Origin of the sequence: Sphingomonas sp. ID0503 (assembly GCF_048565625.1) — a bacterium.
In the GTDB taxonomy this organism is placed as follows: Bacteria; Pseudomonadota; Alphaproteobacteria; order Sphingomonadales; family Sphingomonadaceae; genus JBLZUR01.
Genome location: NZ_JBLZUR010000002.1, coordinates 2,926,758 through 2,943,154, shown reverse-complemented (window position 1 = coordinate 2,943,154; position 16,397 = coordinate 2,926,758). Strand labels below are relative to the sequence as shown.

At 67.1% G+C, this 16,397-nt stretch carries 17 protein-coding genes and 1 pseudogene; 8 read left to right on the top strand and 10 right to left on the bottom strand.

What is annotated here, in order from left to right:
• The first annotated feature begins 86 nt into the window (after window positions 1-86).
• The 3 genes from ACM608_RS15420 to ACM608_RS15410 are packed head-to-tail and all read left to right on the top strand — an operon-like array spanning window position 87 to window position 2,487.
• Entirely contained in the window at window positions 87-1,022 is a 936-nt protein-coding gene (locus tag ACM608_RS15420; RefSeq protein ID WP_419684371.1) for a ribose-phosphate pyrophosphokinase, read from the top strand.
• A 42-nt stretch (window positions 1,023-1,064) separates the two neighbouring features.
• Entirely contained in the window at window positions 1,065-1,832 is a 768-nt protein-coding gene (hisN, locus tag ACM608_RS15415; RefSeq protein ID WP_419684369.1) for a histidinol-phosphatase, read from the top strand.
• A 1-nt stretch (window position 1,833) separates the two neighbouring features.
• A complete protein-coding gene (locus ACM608_RS15410) occupies window positions 1,834-2,487 on the top strand; it encodes a COQ9 family protein (protein ID WP_419684367.1) in 654 nt (217 codons plus the stop codon).
• A 276-nt stretch (window positions 2,488-2,763) separates the two neighbouring features.
• Here ACM608_RS15410 and ACM608_RS15405 read toward each other — a convergent pair whose 3' ends face one another.
• The 3 genes from ACM608_RS15405 to ACM608_RS15395 all read right to left on the bottom strand — a co-directional run bounded on the left by ACM608_RS15405 (window position 2,764) and on the right by ACM608_RS15395 (window position 5,513).
• Window positions 2,764-3,054 (bottom strand): hypothetical protein, encoded by a 291-nt coding sequence (locus tag ACM608_RS15405; RefSeq protein WP_419684366.1) that lies wholly within the window; start codon window positions 3,052-3,054, stop codon window positions 2,764-2,766.
• Between the two features lie 135 nt (window positions 3,055-3,189).
• On the bottom strand, window positions 3,190-4,149 hold the full coding sequence (gene glpX, locus ACM608_RS15400) for a class II fructose-bisphosphatase (RefSeq protein ID WP_419684364.1): 960 nt from the start codon (window positions 4,147-4,149) through the stop codon (window positions 3,190-3,192).
• 71 nt (window positions 4,150-4,220) lie between these two features.
• Window positions 4,221-5,513, bottom strand: coding sequence for a homoserine dehydrogenase (locus ACM608_RS15395; protein WP_419684363.1), 1,293 nt, complete (start codon window positions 5,511-5,513; stop codon window positions 4,221-4,223).
• 107 nt (window positions 5,514-5,620) lie between these two features.
• Between ACM608_RS15395 and ACM608_RS15390 the strand changes: the two genes are divergently transcribed.
• Together ACM608_RS15390 and ACM608_RS15385 are read left to right on the top strand one after the other, a co-directional pair.
• Entirely contained in the window at window positions 5,621-6,721 is a 1,101-nt protein-coding gene (locus ACM608_RS15390) for a sensor histidine kinase (RefSeq protein ID WP_419684362.1), read from the top strand.
• On the top strand, window positions 6,718-7,521 hold the full coding sequence (locus ACM608_RS15385) for a LytR/AlgR family response regulator transcription factor (RefSeq protein ID WP_419684360.1): 804 nt from the start codon (window positions 6,718-6,720) through the stop codon (window positions 7,519-7,521). The genes ACM608_RS15390 and ACM608_RS15385 overlap by 4 nt, the downstream gene beginning before the upstream one ends.
• 12 nt (window positions 7,522-7,533) lie before the next feature.
• Here the strand turns inward: ACM608_RS15385 and ACM608_RS15380 are convergent, their stop codons facing one another.
• Both ACM608_RS15380 and ubiG read right to left on the bottom strand, forming a co-directional pair.
• Window positions 7,534-8,598 carry a tyrosine-protein phosphatase gene (locus ACM608_RS15380; RefSeq protein ID WP_419684358.1) on the bottom strand — a complete coding sequence of 355 codons (1,065 nt, stop codon included), beginning with the start codon at window positions 8,596-8,598 and terminating at the stop codon, window positions 7,534-7,536.
• Between the two features lie 38 nt (window positions 8,599-8,636).
• Window positions 8,637-9,374, bottom strand: coding sequence for a bifunctional 2-polyprenyl-6-hydroxyphenol methylase/3-demethylubiquinol 3-O-methyltransferase UbiG (gene ubiG, locus ACM608_RS15375; RefSeq protein ID WP_419684356.1), 738 nt, complete (start codon window positions 9,372-9,374; stop codon window positions 8,637-8,639).
• 74 nt (window positions 9,375-9,448) lie between these two features.
• On the opposite strand from ubiG, the gene ACM608_RS15370 reads away from it, so the two are divergent.
• On the top strand, window positions 9,449-10,711 hold the full coding sequence (locus ACM608_RS15370) for an aspartate kinase (RefSeq protein WP_419684354.1): 1,263 nt from the start codon (window positions 9,449-9,451) through the stop codon (window positions 10,709-10,711).
• A gap of 17 nt (window positions 10,712-10,728) precedes the next feature.
• A complete protein-coding gene (locus tag ACM608_RS15365) occupies window positions 10,729-11,709 on the top strand; it encodes an NAD(P)H-dependent flavin oxidoreductase (protein ID WP_419685239.1) in 981 nt (326 codons plus the stop codon).
• Here the strand turns inward: ACM608_RS15365 and ACM608_RS15360 are convergent.
• From ACM608_RS15360 to ACM608_RS15350, 3 genes are read right to left on the bottom strand one after another with little or no spacing between them, the layout of a single operon-like run.
• Entirely contained in the window at window positions 11,706-12,137 is a 432-nt protein-coding gene (locus ACM608_RS15360) for a TadE/TadG family type IV pilus assembly protein (protein WP_419684352.1), read from the bottom strand. The two genes, ACM608_RS15365 and ACM608_RS15360, sit on opposite strands and share 4 nt — an antisense overlap.
• Entirely contained in the window at window positions 12,134-12,655 is a 522-nt protein-coding gene (locus ACM608_RS15355) for a TadE/TadG family type IV pilus assembly protein (protein WP_419684351.1), read from the bottom strand. Before ACM608_RS15355 ends, ACM608_RS15360 begins: the two co-directional genes overlap by 4 nt.
• Window positions 12,652-14,559 carry a hypothetical protein gene (locus ACM608_RS15350; protein WP_419684349.1) on the bottom strand — a complete coding sequence of 636 codons (1,908 nt, stop codon included), beginning with the start codon at window positions 14,557-14,559 and terminating at the stop codon, window positions 12,652-12,654. Before ACM608_RS15350 ends, ACM608_RS15355 begins: the two co-directional genes overlap by 4 nt.
• Before the next feature lie 164 nt (window positions 14,560-14,723).
• Between ACM608_RS15350 and ACM608_RS15345 the strand changes: the two genes are divergently transcribed.
• A complete protein-coding gene (locus ACM608_RS15345; RefSeq protein ID WP_419684347.1) occupies window positions 14,724-15,569 on the top strand; it encodes an SDR family NAD(P)-dependent oxidoreductase in 846 nt (281 codons plus the stop codon).
• Here the strand turns inward: ACM608_RS15345 and ACM608_RS15340 are convergent.
• Window positions 15,479-16,243 (bottom strand): annotated as a pseudogene (locus ACM608_RS15340) (DMT family transporter); the annotation flags it as partial. The gene ACM608_RS15345 and the pseudogene ACM608_RS15340 sit on opposite strands and share 91 nt — an antisense overlap.
• Before the next feature lie 12 nt (window positions 16,244-16,255).
• Window positions 16,256-16,381, bottom strand: a complete 126-nt coding sequence (locus ACM608_RS15335; RefSeq protein WP_419684346.1) for a hypothetical protein — start codon at window positions 16,379-16,381, stop codon at window positions 16,256-16,258.
• Window positions 16,382-16,397 lie beyond the last annotated feature (16 nt).

The following is a 16,397-nucleotide window of genomic DNA, read 5'->3' as shown; positions in this document are numbered from 1 at the left end:
AGCATGAGGCCGCCGGGCGGGCAAGGGACTTTCCCCTGCGGCCAAGGTCCATTAAGGCGCGCGCAAGTCTTTCCGGGGGCATGTCCATGAAACTTCTAGCCGGCAATTCCAACGTGCCGCTCGTCAAGGCGATCGCCGACTATCTCGAAATGCCGGTGACGGACGCGAGCGTTCGCCGCTTCGCCGACGAGGAGGTGTTCGTCGAGATCCACGAGAACGTGCGCGGTGAGGACGTGTTCGTGATCCAGTCGACGGCCTACCCCGCCAACGACAACCTTATGGAACTGCTGATCTGCATCGACGCGCTTAGGCGGTCCTCGGCCAAGCGGATCACCGCCGTGCTCCCCTATTTCGGCTATGCCCGGCAGGACCGGAAGCCGGGGCCACGCACGCCGATCTCGGCCAAGCTGGTGGCGAACCTGATCACCACGGCGGGGGCGAACCGCGTGCTGTCGATGGACCTCCATGCCGGGCAGATCCAGGGGTTCTTCGACATCCCGACTGACAACCTCTACGCCGCGCCGGTGATGTCGGCCGACATCCTCGCGCGGTTCGGCGGGCGCAACCTGATGGTCGTTTCTCCCGACGTGGGGGGCGTGGTGCGCGCGCGCGCACTGGCCAAGCGGCTCGACAACGCGCCGCTCGCCATCGTCGATAAGCGCCGCGAGCGGCCGGGCGAATCGGAGGTGATGAACATCATCGGCGACGTGACCGGCCGGTTCTGCATCCTGATCGACGACATCGTCGATTCGGCGGGGACGCTCTGCAACGCCGCCGCCGCGCTGAAGGCGGCGGGCGCTGAAGGCGTGGTCGCCTATTGCTCGCACGGGGTGCTTTCGGGTGGTGCAGTGGCGCGCGTCGATGGATCGGTGCTGGAGGAGCTGGTGGTGACCGATTCGATCGGCGTGCCGCAGGATGTGCTCGACGCCAAGAAGATCCGCCTGCTCACCATCGCGCCGCTGTTCGCCGAGGCAATCCGACGGATCGCGGACGAGACGTCGGTGTCTTCGCTGTTCGACTAACGGGGTTGGTGGATGGGGTGCGAGGCGCTACCCCTCGCCCGCATGACCGATGACGATCTCGCGCTTGCCCACCGCCTTGCCGATGCCGCGGCGGGGGCGATCCGGCCGTTCTTCCGCGCGCCGTTCACGATGGAGCACAAGGCCGACGCCTCCCCGGTGACGCAGGCGGATCGCGCGGCGGAGGCGGCGATGCGGACGATCCTGGAGGCGGAGCGGCCGGGCGATGGGATCATCGGCGAGGAATACGGGAATGCGCGCGAGGATGCGGCGCGGGTCTGGGTGCTGGACCCGATCGACGGGACGCGCAGCTTCGTCGCGGGGCGGGCGATCTTCGGAACGCTGATCGCGCTGCTGGAGGGCGGGCGGCCGGTGCTCGGCGTGCTGAACCAGCCGATCCAGGAGGAGCGCTGGGTCGGCGCGGCGGGACGGGTGACGACGTTGAATGGGCGGGCGGTGCGCGCGCGGTCGTGCGGCACGGTGGCCGAGGCGCATCTGGCGACGACCGGGCCGGGCTACTTTAAGGCCGAAGAGCTGGCGGCGTTCGAGAGGCTGTCGGCCGGCTGCCGCGACACGCTTTGGGGCGGGGATTGCTACAACTACGGGCTGCTGGCGACGGGGCATCTCGACCTGGTGGTCGAGGCGGGGCTGAAGCTGTACGATTTCGCCGCCTTGGTGCCGATCGTGGAAGGATCGGGTGGGGTGATGCGCGACTGGGCGGGCAAGCCGCTCGACATCGCCAGCGACGGCCGGGTGATTGCGGCGGGCGATGCGCGGCTGATCGATCCGGTGATCCGCGCGTTGGAGGGGTGAGATGATCGGGACGCAGGACCTCACCCTCGACGAGATGCGGGCGAAGCTGGCACCGGTTGTGCCCGCCCATGCCGCCTTCGACGGCTGGACGGCGTTCGCGCTGGACCGGGCGGCGGAGGAAGCGGGGATCGCGCCGATGCATGCGGCGCTGGCCCTGCCCAAGCCGATCGACATGATCGACGCCTGGTTCGGCTGGATCGACGGCGAACTGGCGCGGCGTCTGACACCCGAGGCGCTGGGGGCGATGAAGGTACGGGCGCGGATCACGACGCTGGTTGCGACGCGGACCGAGATCGCCGGGCGGCACAAGGATGCGCTCGCCCGCGCCTTGCCGATCCTGGGGCTGAACCCGGCGCGCGCGGCGAAGCTCGGCTGGCGGGCGGCGGACGGGATGTGGCGGATGGCCGGCGATACGGCGACCGACCTCAACCACTATACCAAGCGGACGACGCTCGCGGGGGTGTATGCGGCCACGATCCTCGCCTTCCTCGACTACGAAGGGGAGGGCGAAGGGGACGGGTGGCGCGCGTTTCTCGACCGCCGGATAGAGGACGTGATGCGGTTCGAGAAGGTCAAGGCGCAGTGGCGGCCGCAGCCGGACAACCACTTCAATATCGCGCGTTTCCTGGGACGGCTGCGCTATCCGGCACGCTAGGTGCTCGATCGCACGGTCTAATAACGTGATCGTTTCGAAGGAATGGAAGCGCCATGGCCAGGTAGGTCAAGGGAGCGCCACGACCACCCACGCCGTCTGAGCAGCGATACAGCGACCGCGACGCTCAGCCGGAGTTTGGGCCCCAAGACAGCCGCGAAGTGGCGCAAGCGTGCAGCGGGCGATGATGTGGAGCCCTGCCCAAAGGCCGTGCTCTGACCTCTCCGACTATGGAGCTATCCTGTTGGACGTCAAAAATGGCTCACCAAGCCGATGTCTTCAAACCAGATCGATGTCATCCGCGCAGAGCAGGTGCGGCTCGGCCGTGCCGACCGTGTCGATCTCGATAGGGACGCCCACGAAAGCGTCCGGAACACCCTGGTTCCAGGTCACCGACTGACCGGCGACTTCGCCCTTCAGCGCCTGGATATCGCCCGGGCGGATGACGAACATGGCCGGGATGCGGCCCTCGCTACGGCTGTACTCAACCTGCGCAAGCATGCTGTCGAGCACCGACAGCACAATGGACCGGCTGCTTGCGGCCGCGGCAAAGGACGACATGCTGTTCACGACCAACTCCTTCTGAATACTCATTCAAAATGGAGCGTTCTGGTTAACAACCGATTAGCACGCCGCCGCGAAGCCACAAAAAGCGCAATGTTTCCACATCCGTAACGGCTTGATGCGGATCAAAGGTAGCGTCGCTCAGAGCTTGTGCTCGCCCTTGACCCAGCGGACGGTGCCGGAGCTTGCGCGCATCACGATGCTCTCAGTGGTCATGCAGCCCTTGCGCCGCTTGACGCCTTCAAGCAGCGAGCCGTCGGTAACGCCGGTGGCGGCGAAGATTGCGTCCCCCTTCACCAGGTCCTCAAGCTCGTAGATCTTGTCGAGATCGGTGACGCCCCATTTCGCGGCGCGGCCCCGCTCGTCGTCGTTGCGGAAGAGGAGCTTGCCCTGGAACTGCCCGCCGACACAGGCGAGGGCGGCAGCGGCCAGCACACCCTCCGGCGCGCCGCCCGAGCCGAAGTAGATGTCGATGGTGGTGTCGGGATTGGTGCAGGCGATGACGCCCGCGACATCGCCATCGGGGATGAGCACGACGCCGCAGCCGAGCGTGCGCAGTTCCTGGATCAGCGCCTCGTGGCGGGGGCGATCGAGGACGCAGGCGATGATCTCGTCGGGCTGAACGCCCTTGGCGGCGGCGAGCGCCTTGACGTTCTCGGTCGGCGTCCTGGTAAGGCTGACCAGGCCCTTTTCGTAGCCCGGGCCGATCGCCAGCTTCTCCATGTAGACGTCCGGCGCGTTGAGGAGGCCGCCCTCCTCCGCGATGGCGAGCACGGCAAGCGCGTTGGGGAAGGCCTTGGCGGTGAGGGTGGTGCCTTCCAGCGGATCGAGCGCGATGTCGATCTTGGGGCCGGTGCCCTTACCGACCTTCTCACCGATGTAGAGCATCGGGGCCTCGTCACGCTCGCCCTCGCCGATAACGACGGTGCCGTCGAACTCCAGCTCGTTGAAGGCGGCGCGCATCGCCTCGACGGCGGCGGCATCGGCCGCCTTCTCGTCGCCCCGGCCGACCAGCTTCGATGCGGCGATGGCGGCCGCCTCGGTCACGCGGACCATCTCCAGGACGAGTACGCGATCGAGTGCCTTGCTTGCCGTCACCATTGCCGAAATCCCCTGTGCCGCAGTTGCGAAGGCGATAGGCAAGGCCGGTGACGTTGTCGAGACGAGTCGGGTCAGATGTCGAGGATGTGGAGCCAGAGCGGCTGCCCGGTCAGGCTTTGCGAACCCTCCAGCTTTTCAAGGGCGCGGGTGATGCAACGCTCCGGCCCCTCATGCGTGACCATGACGAGGATGACGTCGCCGTCCGCCGCCTGGCCACGCTGGATGAGGCTTTCGATCGACACGCCGGCGTCGCGCATGGCGGCGGTGATCTCCGCCAGCACACCGGGGCGGTCGGCAACGGTGAAGCGCAGATACGCGCGGCCGCGACGCTCGCCCGACGCGGCCTTCGACAGGCCGGCGAGGCTGTCCACCGGCATGGCGAAGGCGGGGCCGAATTCGCCGCGCGCGATGTCGATGAGGTCGGCAACGACCGCGCTGGCGGTCGGGCCTTCGCCGGCGCCTCTACCCTGGAACAGGAGGCGCCCGACGAAATTGCCCTCCGCCACGACCGCGTTCAGGCTGCCGGAAACATGGGCGAGCGGGTGGCCGAGCGGCACGAGGCAGGGGTGGACGCGCTGAAACAGGCCGTGGCTGTCCGCCTCCGCCAGGCCGACGAGGCGGACACGGAAGCCGAGCGCCGCCGCCTCGGCGATGTCGGCGGCGATGACGTGGCGGATGCCGGTGACCGCTGCGCCGTCGAAGTCGATCCGCGTGCCGAAAGAGAGGCTCGCGAGGATCGACAGCTTGTGTGCGGCATCAACCCCGTCGATGTCGAAGCTCGGGTCCGCCTCGGCATAACCCAGCGCCTGCGCGTCGGCGAGAACCTCGGTGAAGTCGCGGCCCTCGGTCTCCATCGTCGACAGGATGTAGTTACAGGTGCCGTTGAGGATGCCGTAGACGCGGCCGATCTCGTTCGCCGCCGCGCCCTCGCGCAGGCCCTTGATGACGGGGATGCCGCCGGCGACCGCCGCCTCGTATTTGAGCGCGACTTGCGCACGCTCGGCGGTCTCGGCGAGTTCGAGGCCGTGATGCGCGATCATCGCCTTGTTGGCAGTGACGAAGGCCTTGCCCGATCCGAGCGTGCCGCGCGCCAGTGTCAGCGCAGGGCCATCCGCGCCGCCGATCAGTTCGACTACCACGTCGATGTCGCTGCGCCCGGCGAGGGTGGTGGCGTCGTCGACCCAATCGAAGCGGGACAGGTCGACGCCGCGATCGCGATGACGGTCGCGCGCAGAGACGGCGACGATCTCGATCGGTCGCCCGGCGCGCCGCTCGATGAGCGCACGGTTCGCGTCCAGGAGCTTGACGACGCCGCCGCCCACCGTGCCCAGCCCTGCGAGCGCCACGCGCAACGGTTCCGCCATCGTTCACCTTCCTCGATCGGTTCAGGCGGCTCCGTAACGGAGGGGCGGGGCGGCGGGAAGGGGGACACCTTTGCCTCGACCCGCCGATGCCGCTACACCGCACACCTATGACGGACGCGTCTCTCCGCCAGAAATCCTTCTTCGCTGACAAGAACCGTGCGTTCTGGATGCTCCAGTCGGTCGGCTGGTCGGGCTATTTCGTGCTGCGGGCGCTGACCGGCGTCGCCAACGACATGGGGTTGCTGTTCATCGTGCCGACCGCGCTTGCCACGGCGACGGGGTATTCGCTGACGCTGCTGATGGCATCGGCCTATCGCCGCCTGATCACGCAGAAGCCGATCGTGACCTGGCCCGCCTCGATCCTGATCCTGCTGGCGGCCTCCGCCTGTTTCTCGATCATTGAGGTCTGGGCGCATGCGACGTTCTTCCGGCCCGGATACCGGCCCGAGGGGGTGCAGTTCCTCGGCGCTATTCTCCTCGACGTGGCGCTGCTCGGCGCGTGGTCGGCGCTCTACTACGCGATCAACTTCTACCTGCTGCTCGACGCGCAGATCGAGCGGATGGACCGGCTGGAGAACCAGGCGTCAAGCGCGCAGCTGGCGATGCTGCGCTATCAGCTCAACCCGCATTTCCTGTTCAACACGCTGAACTCGATCTCGACGCTGGTCCTGCTCAAGCAGACCGATCGTGCCAATGCGATGCTGAGCCGGCTATCGTCCTTCCTGCGCTACACCCTCGTCAACGAGCCGGCCGGGCAGGTGACCGTCGAGCAGGAGGTTGAGACGCTGAAGCTCTACCTCGATATCGAGAAGATGCGGTTCGAGGACCGGCTGCGCACCACCTTCGAGGTAGACCCGCGCGTCACGCAGGCGCGGCTGCCCTCGTTGCTGCTCCAGCCGCTCGTCGAGAATGCCATCAAATACGCGGTCACCCCGCTTGAGGAGGGGGCCGATATCTCGGTCGCGGCGCGGCTGGCCGGGGACAAGGTGCAGATCACCGTTTCCGATACCGGCCCGGGGTTGAACGACGGGGCGCAGCGGTCCACCTCAAGCGAAGGGACGGGCGTCGGCCTGCCGAACATCAGGGACCGGTTGAACCAGGCATATGACGGACAGGCGCGTTTCGAAACGAGCACGGGCCCGGCAGGCGGCTTCACGGTGCTGATCGAGATCCCGTACCAGGTTGAACTTCCCAAGGAAAAAGCATGACGATCCGCACCATCCTCGTCGATGACGAGCGGCTGGCGATTCAAGGACTCCAGCTGCGGCTGGAACCGCACGAGGATGTCGAGATCATCGACACCTGCACCAATGGGCGCGAGGCGATCCGGGCGATCAAGACCCACAAGCCCGACCTCGTTTTCCTCGACATCCAGATGCCGGGCTTCGACGGGTTCTCGGTCGTCCAGGGGCTGATGGAGGTCGAGCCGCCGCTGTTCGTCTTCGTCACCGCCTATTCCGACCACGCCATTCGCGCCTTCGAGGCGCAGGCGACCGATTACCTGCTAAAGCCGGTGGAGGAGGCGCGTCTTGCCGACACGCTCGATCGGGTGCGGCAGCGGCTTGCCGAGAAGCGGGGCGTGGAGGAGGTCGATCGGCTGAAGGAAGTGCTGGCGGAGGTCGCGCCAGACGCGGCCGATGCGGCGGGGGGTGACTCAGGCGAGCAGCCGGCCGCGAGCCGGTTCGAGAAGCTCATCAACATCAAGGATCGCGGGCAGATCTTCCGCGTCGATGTTGACACGATCGAGCGGATCGATGCGGCCGGCGACTATATGTGCATCTACACCGGCGACAACACGCTGATACTGCGCGAGACGATGAAGGATCTAGAGAAGCGGCTGGACCCCCGCCGGTTCCAGCGCATCCACCGCTCGACCATCGTCAACCTCGACCTCGTCAAGCAGGTGAAGCCGCATACCAATGGCGAGTGCTTCCTGGTGCTGAACTCCGGCGCGCAGGTGAAGGTCAGCCGCAGCTATCGCGAGGTGGTGGCACGGTTCGTCCACTGACCTCCGCAAGCCTTATTCCAGGTAGGTCTTGCGGAGCAGGGCGATGTCGGCGGCGGTGACGCCGGCCGCTTTGTTCAGATAGCCCTCCACCGAGCCATAGTCCTTTTCGACCTGATCGAAGGCGGCGGCCAGGAACGCCGTGCCGTCGCCTTCCTTGAGCGGCTGGTTCGGCGCGCCGGGATGCGCGCGGACGCCGGCGTAGAGTTTTGCCGCCGGATTGCCGGGGAAGGCGCCCGGCTCGATCACCGGCATCTCGTACTCCGGGTGCCGGACGGCGGTGGAGAGGTGGTAGTCGGCGATGATCGTGTCGCGCGGGACGCCGAGGACGGTGAGGATCATCGCGGTGGCGAAGCCGGTCCGGTCCTGTCCCGCCGAGCAGTTATAGGCGACCGGCCCTTCCCGCGCGAGCAGGCGGTCGAACAAGACGCGCATCTGCGGCGCGAGCATGTCGGGAAGCGCCCGGTACAGCGTGCTGCCGTTCACCGGTGCGGTCTGCCCGGCGGGTGGCTTCATCGCGGCGAGGATCGCGTTTATGGAATAGCCTACAGCGTGGTACGGAACGCCCTCGATCCGGGTCGGCGCGATCTGCCGCTCCTCACTGGAGCGGAGATCGACCAGATTGGCGAGGTGGAGGTTGGCGACCGCCTGCTGATCGGTCATCGTCAGCATCGGCGTCGCGCCCGCACGGTAGATCATGCCCCAGCGGACATGCTTTCCGCCCGCCGCCGCATAGCCGCCGATGTCGCGGAAGTTAGACCCCTGTTCGAGCGGGAGGAGACGCTCCGCGACGCGGACCGAGGCATGATCTTTATGATCGACAAGGAGGAAGTATGGTCGCGTGCCAGGTGCCACGGCCATCTCGTGCACGCCGTCACGATCATCGGCCGAGACACGCCGGGACGCGTCCGCGGGAGCATCGGGCCGCTCGGCCAGATAGACATCCACGCCGTCCGGATCGGACCAGCTAACCTTCACCCGATCGGGCGCGATGCGCGTGACCAGCGGGTCGGCAGGCACCTTCGCCCAAGCCGGCGCGGTGAGGGTGGCGATCAGGGCGAAAGTGAGTGCGGTCTTCATGGGACGGGAGCAGATCATGGAAATGTTGCCGTTCCGCGTCAGCCTCGGCGCGCGGTCAGCAGATAGTTCAGGCCGGTGCCCGGCGAGAAGATGAAGCCCCGAGCGGGCGAGAGGCTGAGACCCGTCACGTCGCTGACGATCAGTCCGGCCGCCTCGATATGGCGGGTCAACTCCTCCGGCGTCAGGAACTTCGACCAGTCATGGGTGCCCTTCGGCACCATGCCGACGCCTTCACCGATGGTGACCATCGCCAGCTTCGACAATTGCGTGCGGTTCGGGGTGGAGAGGATCATCAGGCCGTTCGGCGCGAGCAGGCGGGCGAGCGCGGCGATGAAGGCGGCGGGATCGGTGACATGCTCGATCACCTCCATCGAGGTCACGAGGTCGAAGCCGGTCTGGTCCAGGCTCGCGACCTCTCCCGGCCGATAGTCGATGGCGAGGCCCTGACGTTCCGCATGGATGCGGGCGGCGGCGATGTTCTCGGGCGCGGCGTCCACCCCCGTCACCGCCGCCCCGAGGCGCGCGAGCGGCTCCGTCAGCAGCCCGGCGCCGCAGCCGACATCGACGGCGCGCTTGCCGGCGAGGGGGCGGCGATCCAACGGGTCGGTGCCGAAGTGCCGGTCCACCGCCTCGCGGATGTAGCGGAGGCGCACGGGGTTCAGCCTGTGCAGCATGGCCGAGGAGCCCTTCGGATCCCACCATTCGGCGGCCAGCCTGCCGAAATGGGCGGCTTCGGCAGGGTCTATGGTCGGGGCGGCGGCGCTGCTTGCGTTCATGGCCCCCCCTTACTATCAGGCGCGCCTTAGCGCAGCCCGCGCAATTTTCTTCCTTTCTCACGAGCAGTTCGCGAATGGCCCGCATCGTCATGAAGTTCGGCGGCACCTCGATGGCCGGCATCGAGCGGATCCGGAACGTGGCGGCGCGCGTCAAACGCGAGGTCGAGGCCGGCAACGAGGTGGCGGTGGTTGTCTCCGCCATGGCGGGCGAGACCGACCGGCTGGTCCAGTTCTGCCGCGAGGCATCCCCGCTCTACGACGCGCGCGAGTATGACGTGGTGGTCGCGTCGGGCGAGCAGGTGACGAGCGGCCTGCTTGCGATCACGCTTCAGGCGATGGGGGTGAAGGCGCGCAGCTGGCTGGGCTGGCAGCTGCCGATCCGCACATCCGACGCGCATGCCTCCGCGCGCATCTCGACGATCGATGCCGAAACGCTGGGCACGGCGATGTCGGCGGGCGAGGTGGCAGTGATCCCGGGTTTCCAGGGGATCAGCGAGGAGGGGCGTGTCTCGACGCTTGGCCGGGGCGGCTCCGACACTTCGGCGGTAGCGGTGGCGGCGGCGATGAAGGCGGATCGCTGCGACATCTACACCGACGTCGATGGCGTCTACACGACCGACCCGCGCATCGTGCCCCGCGCCCGCAAGCTCGCCCGCGTCACCTATGAGGAGATGCTGGAGCTGGCGAGCGTGGGCGCCAAGGTGCTCCAGACCCGTTCCGTCGGCCTGGCGATGAAGGAGAAGGTGCGGGTGCGCGTCCTCTCCTCCTTCGACGACACGCGCGACGAGGACGGGTATCGCGGAACATTGATCGTCGGCGAGGACGAAATCGAGGATAACGGCATGGAACGGCAGCTCATCACCGGCATCGCGCATGACAAGAACGAGGCGAAGGTCACGCTTGTGGCCGTGCCGGACCGGCCGGGCGCGGTGGCGACGATCTTCACGCCGCTGGCCGAGGCGAGCATCAACGTCGACATGATCGTCCAGAACGTCAGCCACGGCACGGGTTCGACCGACGTGACGTTCACCGTGCCCAAGGCCGAACTCGCCCGCGCGCTGGACGTGCTGGAGAAGGAGAAGCCGACCATCGGCTTCGGCAGCGTGACGCATGACACCAACATCGCCAAGATTTCGGTGGTGGGTGTGGGCATGCGCAGCCATGCGGGCGTCGCCGCGCAGATGTTCAAGAGCCTCGCCGATCGCGGCATCAACATCCAGGCGATCACCACGTCCGAGATCAAGGTCTCGGTGATCATCGAGGGCGACTATACCGAGCTTGCGGTTCGCGTCCTCCACACCGCCTACGGCCTCGACGCGGAAGACGAGGCGGCGTGAGCAAGCTCGATGCGTTGATGGCACGCGGCGCGGCGTTTCTCGGCACCGAGGTCGCGATCCTTGCGGGGGCGATGAGCTGGGTGTCGGAGCGGCATCTGGTGTCCGCGATCTCGAACGCGGGCGGGTTTGGGGTGATCGCATGTGGGGCGATGTCGCCGGATCTGCTCGACGTGGAGATCGCAGGCACCAAGGCGCTCGCCACCAAGCCGTTCGGCGTCAACCTGATCACCATGCATCCCCAGCTGATGGAGCTGATCGACGTGTGCGCGAAGCATGGCGTCGGCCATGTCGTGCTGGCGGGCGGGCTGCCGCCGGGTGGTGCGATCGAGCGGATCAAGGCGTCGGGCGCCAAGGTGGTGTGCTTCGCCCCGGCGCTGGCGATCGCGAAGAAGCTGATCCGGTCGGGCGTGGACGCGCTGGTGATCGAGGGCATGGAGGCGGGCGGGCATATCGGGCCGGTCTCCACGTCGGTGCTGGCGCAGGAGATGCTGCCGGTGGTCGGCGATCAGGTGCCGGTCTTCGTGGCCGGCGGGATCGGGCGCGGCGAGGCGATTGCCGCCTATCTGGAGATGGGGGCGGTGGGCGTGCAGCTCGGCACCCGCTTCGTCTGCGCGCATGAATCGATCGCCCATGCCAATTTCAAGAAGGCGTTCATCCGCGCCTCGGCCCGCGATGCGGTGGCGAGCGTGCAGATCGACCCGCGCCTGCCAGTGATCCCGGTGCGGGCGCTGAAGAACGCATCGACCGAGCTGTTCACCGCCAAGCAGCGCGAAGTGGCGGGCCTGCTGGATGCGGGGTCGGTCGAGATGGCCGAGGCGCAGCTGCAGATCGAGCATTACTGGGCAGGCGCGCTGCGCCGCGCGGTGATCGACGGCGATGTCGAGCATGGATCGATCATGGCCGGCCAGTCGGTCGGCATGGTGACCAAGGAAGAGCCGGCGGCGGAGATCATCGCGACGCTGGTGGCCGAGGCCGAGGCGGCGCTGGCGACCCGCTAAGCGGGGTTCGGGAAGCAGGAGGAGGCGGCGACCGTCGTCCAGGCGGCGGGGACGAAGCCTGTTGCCGGGCTGTTGAACGGCACGGAGATGCGCACGCGGGTCATCGGGATCGTGCCGCCGCCCGTGCAGGTGGTGGGACGCGTCGCCTCTGTCACCTGCGCCTGCGTGATCCTGACACCCATCTTACGAGCAAAGGTCTGAGCCCAAGTCTTCGTGCCCGCCTGGGTCTTGCAGTCTTCCTGCAGGGCATAGCAGCGCGCGGCCGAGAAGGCGGTCTGCTGCAGCGCCTGCCGCATCCACAGGGCCCGTGCGCCCTCGATCATCCCGAGCAGCGCCGTCAGGAAGAGCGGCGCGACAAGGGCGAACTCGACGACGGTGGCACCGCGATCGTGCCGCCAAAGGGAAGTGCGAAGGCGACGGGTGTTCATTGCAGGCGCAGCACGGTCTTGGCGCTGATCGTCTTGTTGTTCAGCCAGGAGTTCGGCACGATCACAGGGTGATAGACGTAGCGGGCTATGATGGTCAGGTAGTAGCCAGCGGTCGCCCCGCCCGTGCAGGCAGATCCCTGCGCCTGGGGCGCGCTAAACTCGTAGGTGGAACCGTTGATTGTCAGGCAGCGAAATATCCTGCCGGCCGAGACACAGCCGCTGTTCAGCGTCTTTGAATTGCAGTCAAGATAGACGCTAGTGGCCGACATCCCCGGCAGCCCTGAAGCCGATGCGACATAGGTCTTGATGGACTCGCCGGTGGCGGTGCTGAGCGACGTTCGCTGGTTGAACGCGATGATCGCGCCCTGCTCGACCGCCGCGCCGAGGCGCATCTGGTAGATGCGGACCATGCCGAAATCGAGCGCGACGATGATGAGGACGAAGAACATCGAGCACCACAAGGCAAACTCGATGGTCGCGACACCACGATCGTCGGAGAGGAGGCGGCGGCGCTTCATTTCTTCAGCACGATCGTAGTGGTCGACGTCCCGGACCCGGATCCCGAGCCGGTGCCGCTGGTCGGCGGGAGCGCGTTGATCAGGTCGGTGCAGGCGCTGGCCGAGTTGGTGCCGCCGCTCAGCGTCAGCGTGCCGAACAGCATCATCAGGCAGCCGTTCGTCGGCGAAGTGAGCGACCCACCGCCGTCGAGCGTGAAGTCCGAGTTCGGCGCGTAGAACGTGCCGTTATAGCTATTGCCGGAGCCGCCGCTGATCTTCGACGCCGCGGAGGAGCGGGTGGCGAAGAGGATGTCGATGATGCCCCAGAGCGACCCCTTCTTCGGCGCGCTGAGGGAGAGCGAGGTGCCGCCCGAGAGGTTGACCGTGCCACCCAGAATGAAGGTGGTGTCCGTGCCGTACATGTAGCCGCCGGTGCCGTTGTTGAAATTACCGCCGATGCAGGTCGTCGGCGCGGTCACGACCGTGCAGGTGCCGATAATGTAGAAGCCCTTGCCGAAGGTGACACTTCCCGAGAGATTTAGGCTACCTTTGATGTAGTGATAAGCGGTGTCACCAAAGGTGAGGGAGGTGCCACCTGCCGTCGTGACATCGCCCGCCAGGCTGAACGTGCCGTTGCCGAAAGTCAGCCGCGAGCCGCCGCCCTGGTTGATCGAGTTCGCGGAGCCGCTGAGCTTACCGATGGCGTAGTTGCCCGCCCCGAAGACGATCGTGCCGCCGCCGCCCTGGTTGATGCCGCCCGCGATGTTCACGTCACCCGCGCCGAGTGTCAGAGTGAAGCTTTGCGGGGTAATGTCGCCGCCGAAGGAATGCGCACCGGTACCCATGGTCACCGCCGCGTTCATGGTGAAGCTGTTGGCGAGCGTCACCGGACCGTCGCCGATTATGATGTCGGAGCCGCCGCCCTGGTTGAGCGTCCCGCTGACGGTGATGTTGGTCGGCCCCTGGAACACCAGCTTCATGCCGCCGGGCAGGGTCACGTTCTTGAAGTTATAGGTGCCGGCCGGGAAGGTGTAGGTGTTGTTCGACCAGGTGGGCTTTGTTCCCTTGAAATTGATGTTGCCGCTCCAGTCGAGCGTCAGGTCGTTGCCGTTCGGCACGGCGGGGACGACCGGCGTGCGAAACGCGCTCGGCGTCTTCAACTGATTGAACGCGTCGTTGAGCGGCGTGTAGTTGGCGAGCGGATCGGTGACCTGTGCCTGGCCCGACTTCACATTGTAGTTGCCGCCGCTGGTCGTGCTGATGCCGCCTGTGCCCCATTGCTTTGCGACGTCGTTGACGGTGCCGCCAGCGGAGACGTCCTTGGCGATTAGCTTGGGTCCGGCCGTCACGCTGATACTGCCGTTGGTCACCACGCCGCAGCCGCTGGCCGTGAGGTTGGTGCCGCCGGTGAGGCTGATCCCCGTGACGCCTGATTTCATGCCCATGTAGCAGCCGACCACGGGCGGAACCGAAGGAGGGGTGGACGGGGCGGCACTGACATCGACGGAGCCGGTGGAGGAAACCGGATAGCTACCGTCGCGGTTAAGAACTCGCGCCAGACGGAGCGGGACGCGGGTGGTGGCGACGACGACGATTCGCTTCGCTGTCTCGCTGCCGGGGACTGCGTCGATATGGGCCGTAATGCGATCGGCAGGAATGCCGGCAGCGCCACCGATCGCATCGACCTGCGCGTCCACCACTGCCTGCAGCTGGTTCGTGGCAGTCATCCCCGCAGCCACCTTGTCGCTGTAGGCCAACGCCGCGCTCAGGGCCGCCATGTCGGCGACGCGCTGGTTGGCGGTGCGGGCGACGTAGCCATTGCCGAGCTCGACCACCATCGCGCCGCCGCCGACGATCGAGGTCAGCGACAGCGCGCCGAGCACGCTGATCGATCCCTTGCGGTCGCGGAGGAGGGTGGTGAGCACGGGCGGCGGATTCCAGACAGAGGTTCGCGACGGTCTGAATGGCCCGGATGGGGTTAAGGATCGGTTGCGGGGGCGTGATGAAGCTTGGTTCGGAGACATGCGCCTCGGCTCCGCTCGGCGGAGGTCCCTCGACATCGCTCGGAATGGGCAGGATAGGAGGGGGGATGCCTCACCTGCTGATCTTCGGTCTAGGTTACTCCGCTTCGCATCTCGCACACCGAGTGAGTGCCGATGGGTGGCGTGTGACCGGCATCCGCCGAGCCGCGTCGGAGGAAGAGGTAGCCTTCCACGATCAGCCGTCTCTGGCGGCTGCCATCGCCTCTGCAACGCACATCCTGTCGAGCGTGCCGCCGGAGGGGGAGCGCGACCCGGTGCTTGACACTTATGGACGGCTCATCGGCGCGGCGGGGGTTTGGACCGGCTATCTCTCTTCCACTGGCGTTTATGGCGATACCGGTGGGGCCTGGGTGGATGAGAGCGCGCCCGTGGGAACCGGACGGCGGGGCGCGCGGGCGGCGGCGGATCTTGCCTGGCAGGCGATCGGTGCGACGGTACTGCGCCTGCCGGGCATCTACGGGCCGGGGCGGTCGCCGCTCGACCGGGTTCTGGCCGGAACGGCGGTGCGGGTCGATGCCGGGGGGCAGGTGTTCAGCCGCATCCATGTCGATGACATCGCGCGCGCGGTGATCGCGGCGTTCGAGGGCCCCCGCGGCGTGTACAATATCGCCGACGATCTGCCCGCACCACAGGAGATGGTGATCGCGGAGGCGGCGCGGTGCCTGGGGCTGGAGCCGTCGCCGCTGCTGCCGCTGGAGGAGGCGTCGCTTTCGCCGGCGGCCCGCGCCTTCTATGCCGAGAACCGGCGCGTCGCGACCGGCAAGGCGAAGCGCCTGCTCGGTTGGCGGCCGCTCTACCCCGACTATCGTGCCGGGTTGCGGGCTCTCAGCGCGATGACCAGCCCGGCGGCGGCGAGCAGCGCGCCGGCGGCGGAGGTCGCCGTCCAGCGATAGCCCTCGAACAAGCTGGAGATCACCATTGCCAGCACCGGGGTCAGCACGTTGATGTAGCCGGCGCGCCCTGGCCCCAGCACGCGGATCAGATCGAAATAGAACGGGAAGGCGAGCGCCGAGCCGATCGCGCCCAGGTAGAAGATGCCGAAGAAGTAGAGCGGTCGCGGGTCGATCACCGGCGGGCCGGACATGAGGAAGGCGACGAGCGCGTTGGCGATAAGGCCGTAGGTCAGCGACCAGGCGAGGAGCACGATGACCGGATAGGCCTTTGCCGCGCGGGCGCCCTGCGCAGTGTTGCCGATCGACGCGAAGGAGATCGCGACCAGCGTCATGCCGATGCCGAGCGCGGCCTCCGTCCCACCGGAGCCGACCTGCCCGAGTTCATGCGCGAAGAGGAGGCAGACGCCGACGACGCCCACAGCCGAGCCGAGGGCGAAGCGCCAGGTGACGCTCTGACCAAGGAAGATGCGCGACAGGATCGCGTTCGGGATGATCAGCAGCGCGAAGGTGACCGCGACCAGGCCGGAGGTGACATGCGCCTCCGCCCGGTAGACGAAGTTGAAATTGGCGCAGAAGATCGTCACGCCGGAGGCGAGCGCGATGAGGTGCGCCGGCCGGTTCATCCTGAGCGGATGGCGGGCGACCAGGCACCAGCCCCAGATCACCACTGCGGCGACGAGGAAGCGTTAGGTGATCGTCCAGCCGACGGGCACGGCGGTGATCTGATCGCGGATGACGATCCAGGTCGTGCTCCACAGGAAGGTGACGAAGACGAAGGGGAGAGCGACCCGCGCCTGGATGCGGCGGGGCACAGGCCTTTCGGTCGGC

Bases quoted from the DNA above. Each gene is read 5' to 3' on its own strand.
- ACM608_RS15360 (WP_419684352.1), bottom strand. From the start codon at position 12,137: ATGAACACCCGTCGCCTTCGCACTTCCCTTTGGCGGCACGATCGCGGT.
- ACM608_RS15380 (WP_419684358.1), bottom strand. From the start codon at position 8,598: ATGAAGACCGCACTCACTTTCGCCCTGATCGCCACCCTCACCGCGCCG.
- ACM608_RS15345 (WP_419684347.1), top strand. From the start codon at position 14,724: ATGCCTCACCTGCTGATCTTCGGTCTAGGTTACTCCGCTTCGCATCTC.
- glpX (WP_419684364.1), bottom strand. From the start codon at position 4,149: ATGGTGACGGCAAGCAAGGCACTCGATCGCGTACTCGTCCTGGAGATG.
- ACM608_RS15355 (WP_419684351.1), bottom strand. From the start codon at position 12,655: ATGAAGCGCCGCCGCCTCCTCTCCGACGATCGTGGTGTCGCGACCATC.
- ACM608_RS15385 (WP_419684360.1), top strand. From the start codon at position 6,718: ATGACGATCCGCACCATCCTCGTCGATGACGAGCGGCTGGCGATTCAA.
- ACM608_RS15390 (WP_419684362.1), top strand. From the start codon at position 5,621: ATGACGGACGCGTCTCTCCGCCAGAAATCCTTCTTCGCTGACAAGAAC.
- ACM608_RS15410 (WP_419684367.1), top strand. From the start codon at position 1,834: ATGATCGGGACGCAGGACCTCACCCTCGACGAGATGCGGGCGAAGCTG.
- ACM608_RS15365 (WP_419685239.1), top strand. From the start codon at position 10,729: ATGGCACGCGGCGCGGCGTTTCTCGGCACCGAGGTCGCGATCCTTGCG.
- hisN (WP_419684369.1), top strand. From the start codon at position 1,065: ATGACCGATGACGATCTCGCGCTTGCCCACCGCCTTGCCGATGCCGCG.
- ACM608_RS15420 (WP_419684371.1), top strand. From the start codon at position 87: ATGAAACTTCTAGCCGGCAATTCCAACGTGCCGCTCGTCAAGGCGATC.
- ubiG (WP_419684356.1), bottom strand. From the start codon at position 9,374: ATGAACGCAAGCAGCGCCGCCGCCCCGACCATAGACCCTGCCGAAGCC.
- ACM608_RS15395 (WP_419684363.1), bottom strand. From the start codon at position 5,513: ATGGCGGAACCGTTGCGCGTGGCGCTCGCAGGGCTGGGCACGGTGGGC.
- ACM608_RS15370 (WP_419684354.1), top strand. From the start codon at position 9,449: ATGGCCCGCATCGTCATGAAGTTCGGCGGCACCTCGATGGCCGGCATC.